We start from the raw sequence: 15358 nt of genomic DNA on the forward strand, positions 1-15358 counted from the left end.
GGGGGCCGAGCTGGCCGGCGCCTAGGGTGTGTCGGCCAGCCGGGGCAGCGCCGCCAGGAACTGGCGTCTCTCGGTCGCGGTGAGGGCGCTGAGCAGTTCGTCCTCCATCGCGCGGATGTCGGTCTTGGCGGCTTTCAGCCGGGCCTGGCCCTCCGGGGTGAGGCGAACGTTGTGGGCGCGCCGGTTGGCCGGATCGGGCTCGCGGACCAGCAGGCCCTGCTCGGCGAGCTGGTCGAGCAGCGGGATCAGGCGGGACTTGTCGTACCCGATCGCCTGGGCGAGCGCCTGCTGCGTCTCGGTCGGCTGTTTCGCCAGGTGGCTCAGCACGCTGTAGCCCCACATCGACAGGCCGTGGGCTTCCAGCAACGGCCGCTCGGCCGCCATCAGCCGGCGGACCACCTGAGCGAGCAGGGCTCCGAGGTCTTCGCGCTCCATCCGGTCATCGTAGGCATTGCTCAATCGTAAGCATGTGCATATGATCAGCACATGCCTACAAACATCACGCTCTCCCGCAGCATCGCGATCGACGCCCCGGCCGACGCCGTGTTCGCGTTCGTCGCCGACCCGCGCAACCTCCCGCGCTGGGCCCCCGGCGCCGCCAAGTCCGTCCAGCCCAGCGGAGATGACTGGCTGCTCGACAACGGACAGGCCGAGGTCCGGATCACCGTCCGGACCTCCGAACAGCACGGCACGGTCGACCTGCTCTCGCCCGACGACCCCCGCTCCGGCGTATTCACCCGCGTTCTGCCCAACGGCACCGGCAGCGAGTACCAGTTCACGCTGTTCTTCCCCGAGGGCACACCGCAGGACGCCGTCGACCAGCAGCTCGCCGTCATCGAGCAGGAGCTCGCCACTGTTCGCACACTCTGCGAGGCCTGAGACCTACTCCCGGAGGCGTGGCTCGACGCGACCTTCGAGCCACGCGAGGATCATCGCGTCGAACAGGTCAGGATCCTCGACGTTCCAGACGTGGTGCATGCCGGGCGCGAAGCGGATCGTGGCCCGCGGTACGACGCTTGCCGCGGCCGCGAGGGATCGGCGGACGGTGGCCGGTTCGCGGTCGCCGGCGACCAGCAGCATCGGTCCGGCGTACGCGCTGAGTCCTTTCGGTACCCGGCCGGAGTGCACGTCGTCGAGCATTCGGCGGGCGGTTTCCTTGCGCACCGACAGGCCGTGCTCGACGTAGGGGCGGCGTGAGTCGGCGGGGAGCCGGAACGCGGCGGCCTGCGCTTTCCAGAACCAGGGTCGTTCCCACAGTCGCAGGTGCAGCCGGACGGCGAGTCGGGGAAGGCCGGTGACCGGGAGCAGTGGAACGCCGGAGGCGAGGACCGAGGTCGCGGCTTCGGGATGGCGGGCCGCGAGGTGCAGTGCGACGACGCCGCCCAGGGAAAGGCCGACGACGTGGAAACGCCTGCGTCCGGTCAGTTCCCGGACGCGGCCGACGATGTCGTCGGCGACGGCGCCGAGCCCGGGCCAGGGCTCGCTGGTGCGGTCGCCGAAGCCCGGCAGGTGGGGTGTGACGACGACGCGGCGGCTCAGCGCGGCGAGCTGAGGTTCCCACATCCAGTTCGCGACGTTGCCGCCGTGCAGGAGGACAACCGGATCGTCGTCGCCGGCGGCTTCCGGATGGTGGAGCTCGGCGAAGGTCATGCCAGTTCCTTCTCGAGCGCGTCGAGCCACGCCAGCTCTGCCCGCGCGTGACGCAGCCCGTTGTCGAGCGTGGCCAGCCGAAGCCGCTCGGCGCGGTCGGTGGGCTCCGGGGTGCTTTTGCGGACCGCCATCAAAGTGGCGAGCGTCGTACGGGCTGCTTCGTGCTGGCGCTCCAGCAGGGCGGCCAGCTCCTCGGAGTCCAGCTCGCCGGCGAAGAACACCCTGGCCAGGAAGGCGTTGCGCTCGGGCTGCCGATCGAGGTCGGACACCAGCCAGTCGTGCAGTCTCGCCCGTCCGGCCGCGGTGAGGTGGTGTTCTTGACGATCGGGGCCGGCGCTGCCCGGAACCTTCCGGACTTCGACCAGCCCTTCGGTCACCAGCGCGGCCAGTGTGCGGTAGATCTGCGCCTTGTCGGCCGACCAGAAGTAGTTGACCGTCGAGTCGAAGTGCCGCTTGAGGTCGTACCCCGACATCGGCGCGATCGACAGCAGGCCGAGGATGATGCGTTGCAGAACCATGCCACTAGTAGACAATGCACCTAGGTGACTTGTCTACTAGATGCCGTGCGCCGCCGGGATTTGGTCAGTCCGGTGCGCCGCGTTGGCTGGTGGTGCGTTCGACGATGATGCTGGTCGCGTAGCGCGGCGTGCCCGGGGGTTCGACGTCGGTCCACTCGCCGACGTACTTCTCGGCGATCGCGCGCTCCAGCGCGCAGTCGGGGTCGTGAACCAGGTCGTCGACGGTGCCGCGCAGCTCCAGGTAGTACGTCGGCCGGGTGGGCTCGACGATCGCCACGGAGATCCTGGGGTTGCGACGGAGGTTGCGAAGTTTCTGGCGGCCTTCGACCAGGCTGATCCGGACGCGCTCGCCGTCCCACAGGAACCACAACGGGGTGACCTGCGGACCGCCGTTCTTGCCGACGGTCGACACGAACGCGACCGCCCGCGACTCGAGCAACGGGTGGAAGTCCTCGGGGATCGTCACCTGGACGAGGCTACCCGGACCGCGGCCCGCCGCAGGGTTTCCGGTCGGACGCCGGCCAGACGTACGGCAGGTCGGTGGGCTCGTCGAAGAGTGGGGCGTAGTACGCCGGATCCTTCTGCAGCAGGGCGGAGCGGTGGCTTCGGTGGAACTCCTCGTCGCCGAGCCACGGGGGAAGGTCGCCGGTGGCGGCGAGTTCCTGCTGGCTGCGCGGCAGTGCGATCCCGCATCCGGTCTTCAGGTCGGTGAGCAGGGTGAGCTCGCAGGTGTCGGCCCGGCCGGTCGCGGTCCACGCGGCGCAGATCTCCAAGCCGTACCGGACCAGAGCTTCCTCGTAGCCGGCCCACATCTTCACCGCCGGGTGGTGGCGCCAGCCGTAGTTCTCGACGGTCAGGCCGCGCAGGATCTGGATGGTCTCGACGCGTTGCTTGCCGAGGCGGCGCGGGTCGAGCACCTGCGCGGTCACGCGGAAGTCGGCGTACGGGAGGAACGACTGCATGCTGTCGCCGGTACCCAGGCGGCAAGCCAGGCGCGGGCAGCGCCCGGCCTGCCGGTGAGTCACGCCCAGGGGTTGAAGGGGATGCCGCTGGGCTTGGAGGCGTTGAGCAGGTTGCGGAAGCGGTCGTCTTTGTCGGTGACCTTGATCGTCGCCGCGCCGAAGTCGGCGTTCATCAGGATGTCGCGCAGGCCGGTGCTGGGGAAGCCGTCCCAGCCGACCAGCGGCGGGTAGCGCCAGTTGTGGTAGTGGTTCTCCGGCGGCTCGTCGTTGCTGTTGGCAAGCCGGAAGAAGTGCGTGCTGGCGCCGTCCTTGTGGTAGACGACCTTGGGGTGCGTCCCGTCGAAGCGGACCTGGGAGCGCGGGTAGGTCACCTGGCTGCTGTGCTGGGTGGTGGTGACGAACTCGACCTGGTTGGACGCCTGGTTGATCCACGAGATCACGTGCTCGAAGTCGTGCCGGTGCCCGCCGAGGCTGCTGCCGGCGATCGCCTGGTCCTTCTCGAAGTAGCTGGCGTACACGACCGCGCACCAGCCGTTGTTGCACTTGGTCCGCGCGTAGGTCTGGCTGTTGTCCAGGTCGGACTGGTCGCGGCAGTTGCCGTTGACCGCGCCGCTGGGGTTGAGTCCGGGGTTGAGCGTGCCGTCGGCGCCGATCGCCGGCGTCGCGTAGCAGCCGTCGCCGTCGTAGTCGTACGCCGGCGAGAACGACTGCTCGTACCCGCCCGCGTTCTGCGGCAGCGAGGGAGGTGGAGCCGCGTACGCCGCGGCGGCGGAGGTGACCATCAGCGCGGCGGTGGCCAGCGCGATGCCGAGCACGCGGCGGCGGCGCTTCGGAGGTCGGGCGGAGGTGGTGGGCGGAGAAGCGTTCATTCATCACTCTTTTCGAGAGCGGGGGCGGAAGTGAACGCTCCGAGAATGACAGCCCCTGGACAAGTCAGTACATACGTCACGTGACTACTGATCGACGCTGGGTGAACACCGTCCTTTCGGATGATTCCCGAGCTCGGCGTCAACTGCCGCCGCCCGCCCCGGCGTCGTATCGGGTGCCTCGGCGGACGAGGCGACGACGACCAGCTGCTGGTTGTCCTCTTGACGCTCGCGATACGCCTCGGCGGTTTGGATGGTGGCATGGGTTCGGTTGCGGTTCGGGTGGAGCGGCCTGCTCTGGTGGGTGGCCGGTTGTACGAGATCGATCTGCTGCGGATCTTCGCGGCGGTCTCGGTGGTGCTCTACCACTACCTGTTCGCCGGGTACTACAAAGTCGTCTCGCCGCTCGGGTTCGCGGCGCCGGGGCTGGTGGCCAGGTACGGGTATCTCGGCGTCGACCTGTTCTTCCTGATCAGCGGGTTCGTCGTCCTGTTGTCAGCCTGGGACCGTACGCCGCGGAGCTTCGTCGTGTCCCGCGTCGTGCGGCTCTACCCGGCGTACTGGGTGGCGGTGACGCTGACCGCGCTGGTCTCCGTGCTCTTCGGCGCCGGGCGCTTTCCGATCGGGTTCGTCCAGTACCTCGGCAACCTGACCATGCTCAACTCCCTGGCCGACCTGGACAACGTCGACGTCGTGTACTGGACGCTCTGGGCCGAGCTGCGCTTCTACGCGATCGTGTTCGCGCTGACGTGCTTCACCATCACGGCGCGCCGGGTGAGCATCCTGCTCTGGGCCTGGCTCGGACTCACCGCCCTGTTCGAGTACGGCGTACTGCCGGCGGGCGCGGACCTCGTGCTCAACACCCAGTACTCGCACTACTTCATCGCCGGCATGGCGCTGTGCCTGATCTACCGCTTCGGCCCGCGCCGGTCCTGGCTGGTGCTGGTCGGGTTGTGTCTGGTCAACGCGGTGTACCGCGGCGTGCAGTTCGCCGGTGACGTCGAATCCCGTTTCCACACAGCGATTCAGCGGCCGGTGGTCGTCGTGCTGATCGCGCTGATCTTCGCCGTGATGCTCGCTGTCGCGCTGCGGCTCACCACGCGGCTGGCGCGACCGTGGTTCGTGGTCCTGGGCGCGCTGACGTATCCGCTCTACCTGATCCACGCGCACATCGGCTTCATCGTCTTCGAGCGGCTGGGCGACCAGGTGAACAAGTATCTGCTGGTCGGCACCACCACGGCGGCGATGGTCGGTGCGGCGTACCTGATCAACCGGTACGTCGAGAGGCCGCTCGCGCCACGGTTGAAGCGCGTGCTCGGCGAGGGGCGGCGCGGATGAGGGCCCTGGGCAAGCGGATCGCGGTACTGGTCGTTGTCCTGGTGATGGCGGGGTGTACCGGCGGCGAGCTCCAGACCGATCCGCGGGTCGAGGCCGACGGACCGTCGTTGACGCTGGCCTTCGGCGGCGATGTGAACTTCGAGGGCCGCACCCAGGAGTTGCTGGACAAGGACCCGGAGACGGCCTTCGGGCCTGCCGCGAACAAGCTGGCGGCCGCCGACCTGGCGATCGTCAACCTGGAGACCCCGATCACCACGCGCGGAACGCCGCAGCCGAAGCGCTACCTGTTCCGCACCGATCCCCGTGCGGTGACGGCACTGACGTCGGCCGGCGTGGACGTCGTCAGCCTCGCCAACAACCACACGCTCGACTACGGCCAGATCGGCCTGGCGGACACCCTCGCCGCGGCCAGAGCCGGGAAGCTGCCGACGGTCGGCGCCGGCCGCAACGCTGCCGAGGCCTTCGCCCCATGGCGTACGACGGTCCGCGGTATCCGGGTCGCCGTCTTCGCCTTCAGCCAGGTCTCGGACCTTGCCACCGAGTGGACCGCGACGCCGCACCGCCCCGGACTGGCCGTCGCCGTCGAACGCCGTCAGGCCCTGGACGCCGTGCGCGCCGCCCGCGCGACCAGCGACGTGATCGTCGTCGTCCCGCACTGGGGCTCGGAGCACGACCGCTGCCCGACGGCCGATCAGAAGTCCTTCGCCGCCGACCTGTCCGCGGCCGGGGCCGACGTGGTCGTCGGCGCCCATGCCCACGTACTGCAGGGCCAGGGCTATCTCGGCCCGACGTTCGTTGCCTACGGCATGGGAAACCTGCTGTGGGGATCCGGCCTGCCGGCCCCGGAGGACTGGCGTGGCGGCGTACTGAAGCTGACCCTGCGCGGCCGCACGGTGGTCGAACGCGACTTCACCCCCACGACGCTGTCGCCCGAGACCCGCCAGCCACTCGAGTTCACTGCCGTGGAGGCAGACAAGGAGCGAGCCCGGGTCAACGGCCTGCGGGACTGCGCTTCACTGGCGCGGTCGCCTGCCTCCTGACGTCGTCGCGTCGCGCTCAGGGCCGGCGCTGTGCCTGCTCGACGACTCGGATCGCGGTCTCGGTCAGGGTCGTTCCGTCTTCTGTCGCGCGCTGGACGAGCAGGTCGTAGGCGCCGGCCATGTCGAGGCTGTTGCTGTAGGCCAATACTCCCTTGGCCTGTTCGACGACGGTCCGGCCGCCGAGAGCCGAGCCGATCCGCTCGTCGAGCTGGTCGGTGCTGAGCTCGGTCGACTGGACGATGACCACGGTCGCCACGTCGGCGAAGGCCTGCGTGAGCAAGCGGGCCTCGCGGTCGAGCTGGTCCGGGACGCTGTAGAAGGCGTTCATCGCGCCGATCACGTGACCGTGCCAGCGCATCGGTACGGCGACAACGGCGTGGTAGCCCGCCGCCACGATCGCCTCGCCGACCTCGCCCCAGCGTTCGGTGAGGTCTTGGTCGGAGTACGCCGCGAGCGCGGCTTCGCCGTGGGCGGCGTCGACGCACGGTCCCGCGTCGTGCTGCAACTGGTACAGCTCGAGTTCGGTGGCCTGGTGCGAGCTGGCACTGAGCAGCTCCAGCTCACCCCGGTCGTCCTTGACGAGCAGGCCGGCCGCGTCCGCGTCGGTGAGCTCGGTGTAGTCGGACAGCAGGCGAGACAGAGTGCCGGTGACGTCCTGCTGCTGCACCATCGCCGCGGCGGCGTCGGCGAACGCTTGGGAGGCACTGACGACGGTCATGGGGTCTCGCTCTCGGGATCGTCGGAAAAGCGCAGACGGCGGCTGATGATCTGTGCGGCGATGTCGGTCAAGGTGACGTTGTGGCTGAACGCGTGTGCTCTCAGCAGGGCCAGCGCGTCCTCGGGGGAGATCCGTAACTGCGCCACCACCATGCCCGTGGCCTGGTGCACCTCGGCCCGGCTCGACCACGAACTGTTGCGCCAGTCGGCCTCGTGAGCCGGGGACGCCTCGACCAGCGCGGCACCGATGGTGTCGGCCAGATACTGGGCCACGCTCGGGTCGGGCAAGTCGATGCCGGCGCTGTAATGGACGGTCAGCACCCCGAGGGGCGAACCTCCGGGCCGCATCGGCACGGCGTACACCACGGCGGCCCCCGGAATCCCGCGAGCGGCGTTGGTGAACAACGGCCACGGGTCTCGATCGCTGCCCAGGTCCGCCACCGCGATGGCCGCCGTCCGGTACGCCGTGGTGCCCGGACCCTCACCCAGAACGTCCTGCAGGTCCTCCAGCCGCGCGGCCGTGTCGTCGGTCGTGCACAGCGTGACCCGGTCGGGGTCGGTGTAGGACAGCGTGATGGCGGCTCCGTCGCCACCGAGCAAGGTCAGGTAGGCCCGGCACAGGCGCAACTCGAGCGGCTGGCTCGTGTCGCTGCCGGCGAGCACCCGCGCCAGCCGGGTGAACAGGGCACTCGGATCCAGGTCGCTCATTCGGCATCACCTCATCAAGTCGGCCGTCGGCGACCGGCCCGCACACTCGGGTCGGAGTTCACTATTCCATCAGTGCGGGCCGTTTCCGTTGCCACCAGCCCCGGGCAGCGCGCGGGTTTCGATGAAGTTCTGGGCGACGTCACGCAGCTTGGTGTTGGTGTCCTGGGAGTAGCGCTGCAGGACGGCGAAGGCCTGGTCGTCGCTGAGGTCGAAGCGTTCCATCAGGATGCCCATCGCGATTCCGACCAGCTTGCGGGCATCGATCGCCTGGGTCATCGTCTGCGCCTGACGGGCGGTCGCGACCGCGACCGCGGCATGCCGGGCCAGGATGTGGGCGACCGCCTGGTCGTCGGTGGAGAACGCGTCGGGCCGCGCGCTGTAGAGACCGAGCACTCCGACCGCGCCGGTGCCGGTCGCCAGCGGTACGTCGAGCACGCTGCGGACCCCGAGGGCTTGCACGGTGCGGGCCCAGTGAGGCCATCGGCCATCGGTCGCGACGTCGCGGATCAGCAGCGTGTGCTGCTCGCGCAGGCAGACGGTCAGCGGGCCCTCGCACCCGGTCATCTGGGCCTGGTAGATGGTGGCCACCACGGGGTCGGTCACCGCGGGAACCTGCGGGCGCCGGCCGCGGGCGGCGAGCGCGACACCGGCGTGCGAACAGCCGAGTGCGTGCAGCGCGAACTGGACCACCGCCTCGACGGTCTCGTCGACACTCGCCGAGCCGTGCAGTTCGAGCGCCAGTTCCGCGAACAGGCGCGCGTGCGTGTGGTGCAGGTCGAGCTCCATGGGCCGCCTCCGGTCGACGGTAGCGGCGTCACCCACGCCGCTGGAGTGACTCACTGTCAGCATGCCTCGTTCCGGCCCGGAAAGCACGCCGCTCAGCCGCGATTTTCCGTGGTGAATCGATTACCTTTCCGGCCACGCTGCGTCACGGCGGGGTTGTTGCCTGATCGCCGTACTTCGGACTGGCGGCGGCGCGAGCGGCCCGTCACGACGGCCGGTCGTCGCCGGGGCGGAGCCGGTGGGTGGGGGATCGGGACGGATACGGGCCCGGGCGGTAGACGTTGACCTCCTCGACGGTCCCGTCCTTGTCGCGGATGACATGGCGCACGCCCGCCCAGCGGGCCACCTCGGCGCCGATGCAGATCTGCCGCAGCCGGGGACCGCCGCGGGAGAACGGTTCCACGCAGCCCACTCGCCGGGTCATCCAGATGCCGTCCCAGAAGGTCTCGACATCTCGTGCGTCCATCCCGCCGCCCTCCCCTCCGCAGCAGACCAGTACCCCCACAGGTCTGATGCATTCCAGGGGCCGCCGTTCGCTCGCTGCCGATCACCGCCGGTGCGTTTCGAAGCCGCGCGGTGGGGGAACCGCAAGGCCGACCAACACATCGAGCTGTGGTGGGAGTGAGTGACGATGACCAAGGCGCGCGACCTGATGACGCCCGGCGCGGAGTGCGTCGGCGAGAACGAGACGCTGGTGGACGCGGCCCGCAAGATGCGGGACCTGGACGTCGGCGCCCTGCCGATCTGCGGTGAGGACAACCGGCTCAAGGGCATGGTCACCGACCGCGACATCGTGGTGAAGTGCATCGCCGAGGGTGGCGACCCGGCCACCGCGACGGCCGGCCAGTTCGGTCAGGGCAAGCCGGTGACGATCGGGGCGGACGACAGCATCGAAGAGGCGTTGAAGACGATGACCGAGCACCAGGTCCGCCGGCTGCCGGTGATCGACGGGCACGACCTGGTCGGCATGCTCGCCCAGGCCGACATCGCCCGGTCGATGCCCGAACGGGCCACCGGCGACACGGTGCAGGACATCTCTCAGCCCTGAGTCGCGGCCGGCGACGGATTCCGTACGGCGCGGTGCCTGGTGCTCGGCAGCAGGCGCCGCGGCCGGTCAGTGGAGCGCGGCGATCAGGGCTTCTTGCCGACGCCGACCCACAGGCTGCAGCTGACGTCGGTGAAGACCCGGCGCTCGGCCAGCTGCTGGGTCTCCTCGTCGGGGTGCCAGCGGTAGGGGACCTCGACGCCCGGCTCGACCAGCTCGAGACCGGTGAAGAAGCGCTCGATCTCCTCGCGGCTGCGGACCTGCGCGTCACCGCCGTCGGCCTTGTAGACCTGGATCGCCTGCTCCCACATCGCGGGCGCGAAGTCCGGCGTGCAGTGGGAGAAGATCAGGTACGAGCCCGACGCCAGCGGCTCGAGCAGCTGCTGGACGAGTTCGTACGGCTTCTGGTCGTCGGTGATGTAGTGGAAGACGCCGACCAGGCACAGCGCGACCGGCTTGCTCAGGTCGAGCACCTCGCGGACCTCGGTCGAGTCGAGGATCGCCTGCGGGTCGGTGACGTCGGCCTCGAGGTAGGCGGTCTCGCCGTGCGGTGAGCTGACCAGCAGGGCGCGGGAGTGGGCCAGCACGATCGGGTCGTTGTCGGCGTACACGACGCGGGCCTCGGGCACGATCGCCTGCACGACCTCGTGCAGGTTCGGGCTGGTCGGGATGCCGGTGCCGACGTCGAGGAACTGGGTGACGCCGCGCTCGGCGACGTACTTGGCCGCGCGGTGCATCCACATCCGGTTCGACTGGGCCGCGGTCCGGAAGCCCGGGAACGCCTCGAGCAGGTGGTCGCCGGCCTCGCGGTCGACCGCGAAGTTCGTCTTGCCGCCCAGGAAGTAGTCGTAGACCCGGGCGCTGTGCGGCACACTCAGGTCGAGCCGGTCCACGCTCGACGTACCGGCCTCGTCCGTCTGATCACTCATCGCAACTCCTCGAACTGTCCCGTGCGTAGACCGCATCGTAGCGGTCGCGCGGCGGTGTGTGACGGGGGCGTCGTGGTCGAATTGGGACGGCACTTCCACGCCGTACCCAGCGACCGAACGGAGAAGTGAGTGGAGCAGTGGGATCCGACCGCCCCAGGGGTACTGCGACTGCCGTCGGGCCGGCTGGTGCGCGGCCGCGGTTTGCGCGACGGACTGCCGCCCGGACCCGAACCCACCTTCGGTGTCTACCTGTTGGGCAAGCCCCCGCCGGCTGTCACCTGGGACTCGCAGTGGATCCGCTGGCCGGACTTCCGGCTGCCCGCCGACCACGCCGAGACGCGGCGAATCCTGACCGCGACGCTGGACCGCCTGGATCGCGATCGCGTCGAGTTCGCGTGCGGAGGCGGCAAGGGCCGGACCGGAACAGCCCTCGCCTGCTTGGCGATCCTGGACGGCGTACCGGCCGCAGAGGCGATCGCGTTCGTCCGCGAGCACTACCACCGGCACGCGGTGGAGACTCCGTGGCAGAAGCGCTACGTGCGCAACTACTGATCGGGGCCGGCCGGCTCAGGAACGAACCAGGCGGGCGATTGCCTCGGAGGCTTCCTTGAGCTTCCGGTCGGCCTCCGGGCCGCCGGCGGCCGCGGCGTCCACGACGCAGTGCGCCAAGTGGTCGTCCAGGAGACCCAAGGCGACGGACTCCAGCGCCTTCGTCATCGCGGAGATCTGGGTGAGGATGTCGATGCAGTACTTCTCGCTCTCCACCATGCCCTGCAGCCCGCGGGCCTGACCCTCGATCCGCTTCAGCCGCCGCAGATAGGCCTCTTTGTCGCCGATGTAGCCGTGCTGTGCCTGCTCGGTCACGCCCACCACTTCCTTCCCTGACCTCCGACGAGCACCCTACCGGCCCGGGAGCCGGCGGTGAGGTCTTGCCTTTTCATAGGGTACCCCCCTAGGGTATCGAGCTATTCCTGTCTGTCGAGCTCCGGAACGCTTCGCGGGCTCGATCGATACCCCATACCGGTAAGGAGTAGGTTCATGTCTGTTGTAGACGCACCGGCGCCGGCGCGGCGCTGGTGGGCGCTCGGCCTGATCGCCGCGGCGCAGTTCATGGTCATCATGGACACCTCGATCATCGGCGTCGCACTGCCGAAGATGCAGACCGAGTTGGGCTTCGGCCCCGGCGACCTGTCGTGGGTGTTCAACGCCTATGTGGTCGCGTTCGGCGGCTTGCTGCTGCTCGGCGGCCGCCTGTCCGACCTGCTGGGCGCCCGCCGGATCTTCGCGGCCGGCTGGGCCGTGCTGCTGGCCGGGTCGCTGGTGGCAGGCCTCGCCAACGGCGTCGCGAGCGAGCTCATCGGCCGGGCGGTCCAGGGGGTCGGTGCGGCGCTGATCGCTCCCGCCGCGCTGACCTTGCTGATGATGCTGTTCGGCGGCAATCCCCAGGAGCTGACGAAGGCGATCGCTCTGTACGGCGCGGCCGCTCCGGCCGGCGGAACGGCGGGAGTGTTCCTGGGTGGCGTGATCACCGAGTACCTGTCGTGGCCGTGGGTGTTCTTCCTCAATGTCCCGATCGCGGTGGCCGCGCTGATCGCGACGCCGGCCTTGATGCCGAACGCGCCGGTACGGCGTGGCTCGATCGACTTCGCCGGTGCGCTGACCGTGACGCTGGGCCTGGGCGCCGGCGTGTACGCGATCGTCCGGGCGCCGGAAGTCGGCTGGACCGACGGCTCGACCCTGCTCGTCGGCGCGATCGCGGTCGCGTCGCTGGTGGTTTTCGCCGCCGTCCAGGCGAACCGGCGTGAGCCGTTGGTGCGGCTGGGCATCTTCACCGCGCCGAACCTCGCGGCGGCCAACGTGGCGCAGTTGCTGCTCGGCGCGGCCTGGGTGCCGATGTGGTTCTTCCTGAACCTGTACCTGCAGCAGGTGCTCGGTCTCGGCGCGTTCCCGAGCGGCTCGGCATTGTTGCCGATGACAACGTTCATCATGCTCGGCATGATCGTGGTCGCGCCGCGGGCGATCGCGGCGATCGGTCCGAAGAAGACCCTGGTCGCCGGCATGAGCATCCTGACCGCGGGGCTGGCCGCGTTGTCGCTGATCCGTTCCGGCGGGTCGTTCTGGACCGACGTCCTGCCCGCGTCGCTGATCGCGGCGGCGGGGATGTCGCTGGCATTCATCCCCAGCCTCGGCATCGCGCTCTCCTCGGCCCGTCCCGAAGAAGGCGGACTGGCGTCGGGCATCGTCAACACCAGCTACCAGATCGGTTCCGCGCTCGGCCTGGCCGCGATGACGGCGGTCGCCGCGGCCAACGGCGCCGGCAAGCTAGGTGACCTCGCCTCACTGACCGACGGGTACTCCGCGGCGTTCATCGGTGCAGCCGTCATCGCGGCCGTCGGCGCCGTACTGGCCGCGGTCTCCCTGCGCGGTGCGCCTCCGGCGGTCGAGGAGGCAACAGCCGCAACCGAAGCCCCGGCGGGCCGGTGAACGTCCACACGGTCATCATGCCGGGCATCTCGTGCGCGCTGTGAGGTCGCCACGACGCAGCGCCTGCTCGGCCGGCTACCGGTCAGCTGACGCGGGGCGACAGAAATCTTCACCCCTGCGGAATACCCCCATGGGGTATATTGTTCGGAGTCGTGAGGCGGCGGCTCGACGGCCGCCCCGACTCCGGACGCTGAGAGGACGAATCATGGTGAAGGCCACTCCACCCGGCCAGGATCACCAGCACCCTGGCGACGAGCACCACGAAACCCACGCCGGTCACGGGCCGGCGGTGGGACACGACGCGCGCGCCGGTCACGGTGGGCACGACAAGCACGCCGGGCACGACCCGGAGATGTTCCGGCGGAAGTTCTGGCTGAGCCTGCTGCTGACGCTGCCGATCGTTGCCACCAGCCACATGGTGATGGACTGGTTCGGTTACACGCTGGACTTCCCGGGGATCAGCTGGGTCGGCCCGGTGCTCGGCAGCTTCGTGTTCTTCTACGGCGGCTGGCCGTTCCTGGTCGGCGGTGTCCGGGAAGTCCGCGACCGGGCCCCGGGCATGATGCTGCTGATCTCGATGGCGATCACGGTCGCGTACGTCGCCTCGCTCGCCACCAGTCTCGGGGCGTTCGACCTGGACTTCTGGTGGGAGCTCGCGGCGCTGGTCACGATCATGCTGCTGGGTCACTGGCAGGAGATGAAGGCCATCGGCCAGGCCCAAGGCGCCCTCGCCGCCCTGGCCGCGCTGCTGCCGGACGACGCCGAGCGCGTCACCGGCGACGGTGTCGAGACCGTCGCGATCACCGACCTGACTGTCGGCGACGTCGTCCTCGTCAGGTCCGGCGCGCGGGTTCCGGCCGACGGGCAGATCGTCGACGGCGCGGCCGAGCTGGACGAGTCGATGATCACCGGCGAGTCCCGGCCGGTCGCCCGGACCGTTGGCGACCGTGTTGTCGCGGGAACCGTGGCGACCGACTCCGCGATCCGGGTCCGCGTCGACGCGATCGGCGAGGACACCGCGCTGGCCGGCATCCAGCGGCTGGTGAGCGAAGCGCAGCAGTCCAGCGGACGAGCGCAGGTCCTGGCCGACCGGTTCGCCGCGATGCTGTTCTACATCGCCACCGCCGCCGCGCTGGTCACCTTCCTGGCCTGGTGGGCGTTCGGAACGCTCGACGAGTCCGTCGTGCGGACCGTCACCGTCCTGGTGATCGCGTGCCCGCACGCCCTCGGGCTGGCCATCCCGCTGGTGATCGCGCTGTCCACCGCGGTCGCCGCGAAGGCGGGCATCCTGGTCAAGGACCGGCTGGCGCTGGAGCGGATGCGCACCGTGCAGGCGGTGCTGTTCGACAAGACCGGCACCCTGACCAAGGGCGAGCACGTGGTGACCGGCATCGCCGGTGACGGGATCGACGAGCAGGAAGTCCTGCGGATCGCCGGTGCCGTCGAGGCCGACAGCGAGCACCCGCTTGCGCGGGCGATCGTCACGGCCGCCGATCAGCGCGGAGGACGAGCCAAGGCCGGCGACTTCACGTCACTCACCGGACGCGGCGTCCAGGCGATCGTCGACGGTACGACGTACGCCGTGGGCGGGCCTGCCTTGCTGCGCGAGCTGGACGCCACGGTGCCGAGCGTCCTGCGGGACCGGGCCGAGCAGTGGTCCGGACGGGGAGCCGCCGTGCTCTACCTGCTGCGGGTCGACGGCTCGGCGTCCGTGGCGACCGGAGCGATCGCGCTGGAGGACGAGGTCCGGCCCGAGGCCCGCGAGGCGGTCGAGCAGCTCCGGGCGGCGGGCGTGGCCAAGCTCGTCATGATCACCGGTGACGCCGAACCGGTCGCCCGCGCGGTGGCCGCGGATCTCGGCTTCCGCGAAGGCGTCGACGAGGTGTTCGCCGAAGTGTTGCCGGCCGACAAGGACAAGGCGGTCAGCGAGCTGCAGTCCCGCGGTCTGACGGTGGCGATGGTCGGCGACGGGGTCAACGACGCACCGGCCCTGGCGCGCGCCGATGTCGGCATCGCGATCGGCGCCGGCACCGACGTCGCCATCGAGTCGGCCGGAGTCGTGCTCGCGTCGTCCGACCCGCGCGGTGTCACCGGCGTGATCCGGCTGTCCAAGGCGTCGTACCGCAAGATGATCCAGAACCTCGCCTGGGCGGCCGGCTACAACATCGTCGCGATCCCGCTCGCCGCGGGAGCGCTGGCCTGGGCAGGATTCACGCTCAGCCCGGCGGTCGGCGCCGTGCTGATGTCGGCCTCGACGATCGTCGTCGCCGCCAACGCCCAGCTGTTGCGCCAGGTCCACCTGACCCCGGAGCGATAGC

At 69.9% G+C, this 15358-nt stretch carries 19 protein-coding genes; 7 read left to right on the forward strand and 12 right to left on the reverse strand.

Annotation, left to right across the window (positions count from 1 at the left end; translation table 11 throughout):
- Window positions 1–21: 21 nt before the first annotated feature.
- Window positions 22–435: a MarR family winged helix-turn-helix transcriptional regulator gene (locus tag ACQPXM_RS05520; protein ID WP_432945424.1), complete on the reverse strand. Its 414-nt coding sequence runs from the start codon at window positions 433–435 to the stop codon at window positions 22–24.
- A 51-nt stretch (window positions 436–486) separates the two neighbouring features.
- On the opposite strand from ACQPXM_RS05520, the gene ACQPXM_RS05525 reads away from it, so the two are divergent.
- Window positions 487–879 (forward strand): SRPBCC family protein, encoded by a 393-nt coding sequence (locus tag ACQPXM_RS05525; RefSeq protein ID WP_432945426.1) that lies wholly within the window; start codon window positions 487–489, stop codon window positions 877–879.
- Window positions 880–882: 3 nt separating this feature from the next.
- On the opposite strand, the gene ACQPXM_RS05530 is transcribed toward ACQPXM_RS05525, so the two are convergent.
- From ACQPXM_RS05530 to ACQPXM_RS05550, 5 genes are all read right to left on the reverse strand, one after another.
- The gene (locus tag ACQPXM_RS05530; protein WP_432945428.1) at window positions 883–1650 is read right to left on the reverse strand and encodes an alpha/beta fold hydrolase; all 768 of its coding nucleotides are present in this window, start codon (window positions 1648–1650) and stop codon (window positions 883–885) included.
- Window positions 1647–2168 (reverse strand): PadR family transcriptional regulator, encoded by a 522-nt coding sequence (locus ACQPXM_RS05535; protein ID WP_432945430.1) that lies wholly within the window; start codon window positions 2166–2168, stop codon window positions 1647–1649. Before ACQPXM_RS05535 ends, ACQPXM_RS05530 begins: the two co-directional genes overlap by 4 nt.
- Before the next feature lie 64 nt (window positions 2169–2232).
- The gene (locus ACQPXM_RS05540) at window positions 2233–2634 is read right to left on the reverse strand and encodes a PPOX class F420-dependent oxidoreductase (protein WP_432945432.1); all 402 of its coding nucleotides are present in this window, start codon (window positions 2632–2634) and stop codon (window positions 2233–2235) included.
- Between the two features lie 10 nt (window positions 2635–2644).
- Window positions 2645–3130, reverse strand: a complete 486-nt coding sequence (locus ACQPXM_RS05545) for an MSMEG_6728 family protein (protein WP_432945434.1) — start codon at window positions 3128–3130, stop codon at window positions 2645–2647.
- Window positions 3131–3189: 59 nt separating this feature from the next.
- Entirely contained in the window at window positions 3190–3999 is an 810-nt protein-coding gene (locus tag ACQPXM_RS05550; RefSeq protein WP_432945436.1) for an NPP1 family protein, read from the reverse strand.
- Window positions 4000–4257: 258 nt separating this feature from the next.
- On the opposite strand from ACQPXM_RS05550, the gene ACQPXM_RS05555 reads away from it, so the two are divergent.
- Together ACQPXM_RS05555 and ACQPXM_RS05560 are read left to right on the forward strand one after the other, a co-directional pair.
- On the forward strand, window positions 4258–5334 hold the full coding sequence (locus ACQPXM_RS05555; protein ID WP_432945438.1) for an acyltransferase family protein: 1077 nt from the start codon (window positions 4258–4260) through the stop codon (window positions 5332–5334).
- Entirely contained in the window at window positions 5331–6374 is a 1044-nt protein-coding gene (locus ACQPXM_RS05560) for a CapA family protein (protein ID WP_432945440.1), read from the forward strand. Before ACQPXM_RS05555 ends, ACQPXM_RS05560 begins: the two co-directional genes overlap by 4 nt.
- A gap of 16 nt (window positions 6375–6390) precedes the next feature.
- Here the strand turns inward: ACQPXM_RS05560 and ACQPXM_RS05565 are convergent, their stop codons facing one another.
- The 4 genes from ACQPXM_RS05565 to ACQPXM_RS05580 all read right to left on the reverse strand — a co-directional run bounded on the left by ACQPXM_RS05565 (window position 6391) and on the right by ACQPXM_RS05580 (window position 9048).
- The gene (locus ACQPXM_RS05565; RefSeq protein ID WP_432945442.1) at window positions 6391–7092 is read right to left on the reverse strand and encodes a GAF and ANTAR domain-containing protein; all 702 of its coding nucleotides are present in this window, start codon (window positions 7090–7092) and stop codon (window positions 6391–6393) included.
- Window positions 7089–7799, reverse strand: a complete 711-nt coding sequence (locus ACQPXM_RS05570) for a GAF and ANTAR domain-containing protein (RefSeq protein ID WP_432945444.1) — start codon at window positions 7797–7799, stop codon at window positions 7089–7091. Before ACQPXM_RS05570 ends, ACQPXM_RS05565 begins: the two co-directional genes overlap by 4 nt.
- Before the next feature lie 69 nt (window positions 7800–7868).
- A complete protein-coding gene (locus tag ACQPXM_RS05575; RefSeq protein ID WP_432945446.1) occupies window positions 7869–8585 on the reverse strand; it encodes a GAF and ANTAR domain-containing protein in 717 nt (238 codons plus the stop codon).
- A 202-nt stretch (window positions 8586–8787) separates the two neighbouring features.
- Window positions 8788–9048, reverse strand: coding sequence for a hypothetical protein (locus ACQPXM_RS05580; RefSeq protein ID WP_432945448.1), 261 nt, complete (start codon window positions 9046–9048; stop codon window positions 8788–8790).
- 165 nt (window positions 9049–9213) lie between these two features.
- Here ACQPXM_RS05580 and ACQPXM_RS05585 point away from each other — a divergent pair, with 165 nt between their 5' ends.
- On the forward strand, window positions 9214–9630 hold the full coding sequence (locus ACQPXM_RS05585) for a CBS domain-containing protein (protein WP_432945450.1): 417 nt from the start codon (window positions 9214–9216) through the stop codon (window positions 9628–9630).
- A gap of 83 nt (window positions 9631–9713) precedes the next feature.
- On the opposite strand, the gene ACQPXM_RS05590 is transcribed toward ACQPXM_RS05585, so the two are convergent.
- A complete protein-coding gene (locus ACQPXM_RS05590) occupies window positions 9714–10556 on the reverse strand; it encodes an SAM-dependent methyltransferase (RefSeq protein WP_432945452.1) in 843 nt (280 codons plus the stop codon).
- Window positions 10557–10685: 129 nt separating this feature from the next.
- Between ACQPXM_RS05590 and ACQPXM_RS05595 the strand changes: the two genes are divergently transcribed.
- The gene (locus ACQPXM_RS05595) at window positions 10686–11108 is read left to right on the forward strand and encodes a protein-tyrosine phosphatase family protein (RefSeq protein WP_432945454.1); all 423 of its coding nucleotides are present in this window, start codon (window positions 10686–10688) and stop codon (window positions 11106–11108) included.
- A 15-nt stretch (window positions 11109–11123) separates the two neighbouring features.
- Here ACQPXM_RS05595 and ACQPXM_RS05600 read toward each other — a convergent pair whose 3' ends face one another.
- Window positions 11124–11426 (reverse strand): metal-sensitive transcriptional regulator, encoded by a 303-nt coding sequence (locus ACQPXM_RS05600; RefSeq protein WP_432945456.1) that lies wholly within the window; start codon window positions 11424–11426, stop codon window positions 11124–11126.
- 168 nt (window positions 11427–11594) lie between these two features.
- Here ACQPXM_RS05600 and ACQPXM_RS05605 point away from each other — a divergent pair, with 168 nt between their 5' ends.
- Window positions 11595–13040, forward strand: coding sequence for an MFS transporter (locus ACQPXM_RS05605; protein ID WP_432945457.1), 1446 nt, complete (start codon window positions 11595–11597; stop codon window positions 13038–13040).
- 205 nt (window positions 13041–13245) lie between these two features.
- Window positions 13246–15357, forward strand: coding sequence for a heavy metal translocating P-type ATPase (locus ACQPXM_RS05610; protein ID WP_432945459.1), 2112 nt, complete (start codon window positions 13246–13248; stop codon window positions 15355–15357).
- Window position 15358 lies beyond the last annotated feature (1 nt).

This window comes from Kribbella sp. CA-253562, from assembly GCF_050942265.1.
Classification (GTDB): domain Bacteria; phylum Actinomycetota; class Actinomycetes; order Propionibacteriales; family Kribbellaceae; genus Kribbella.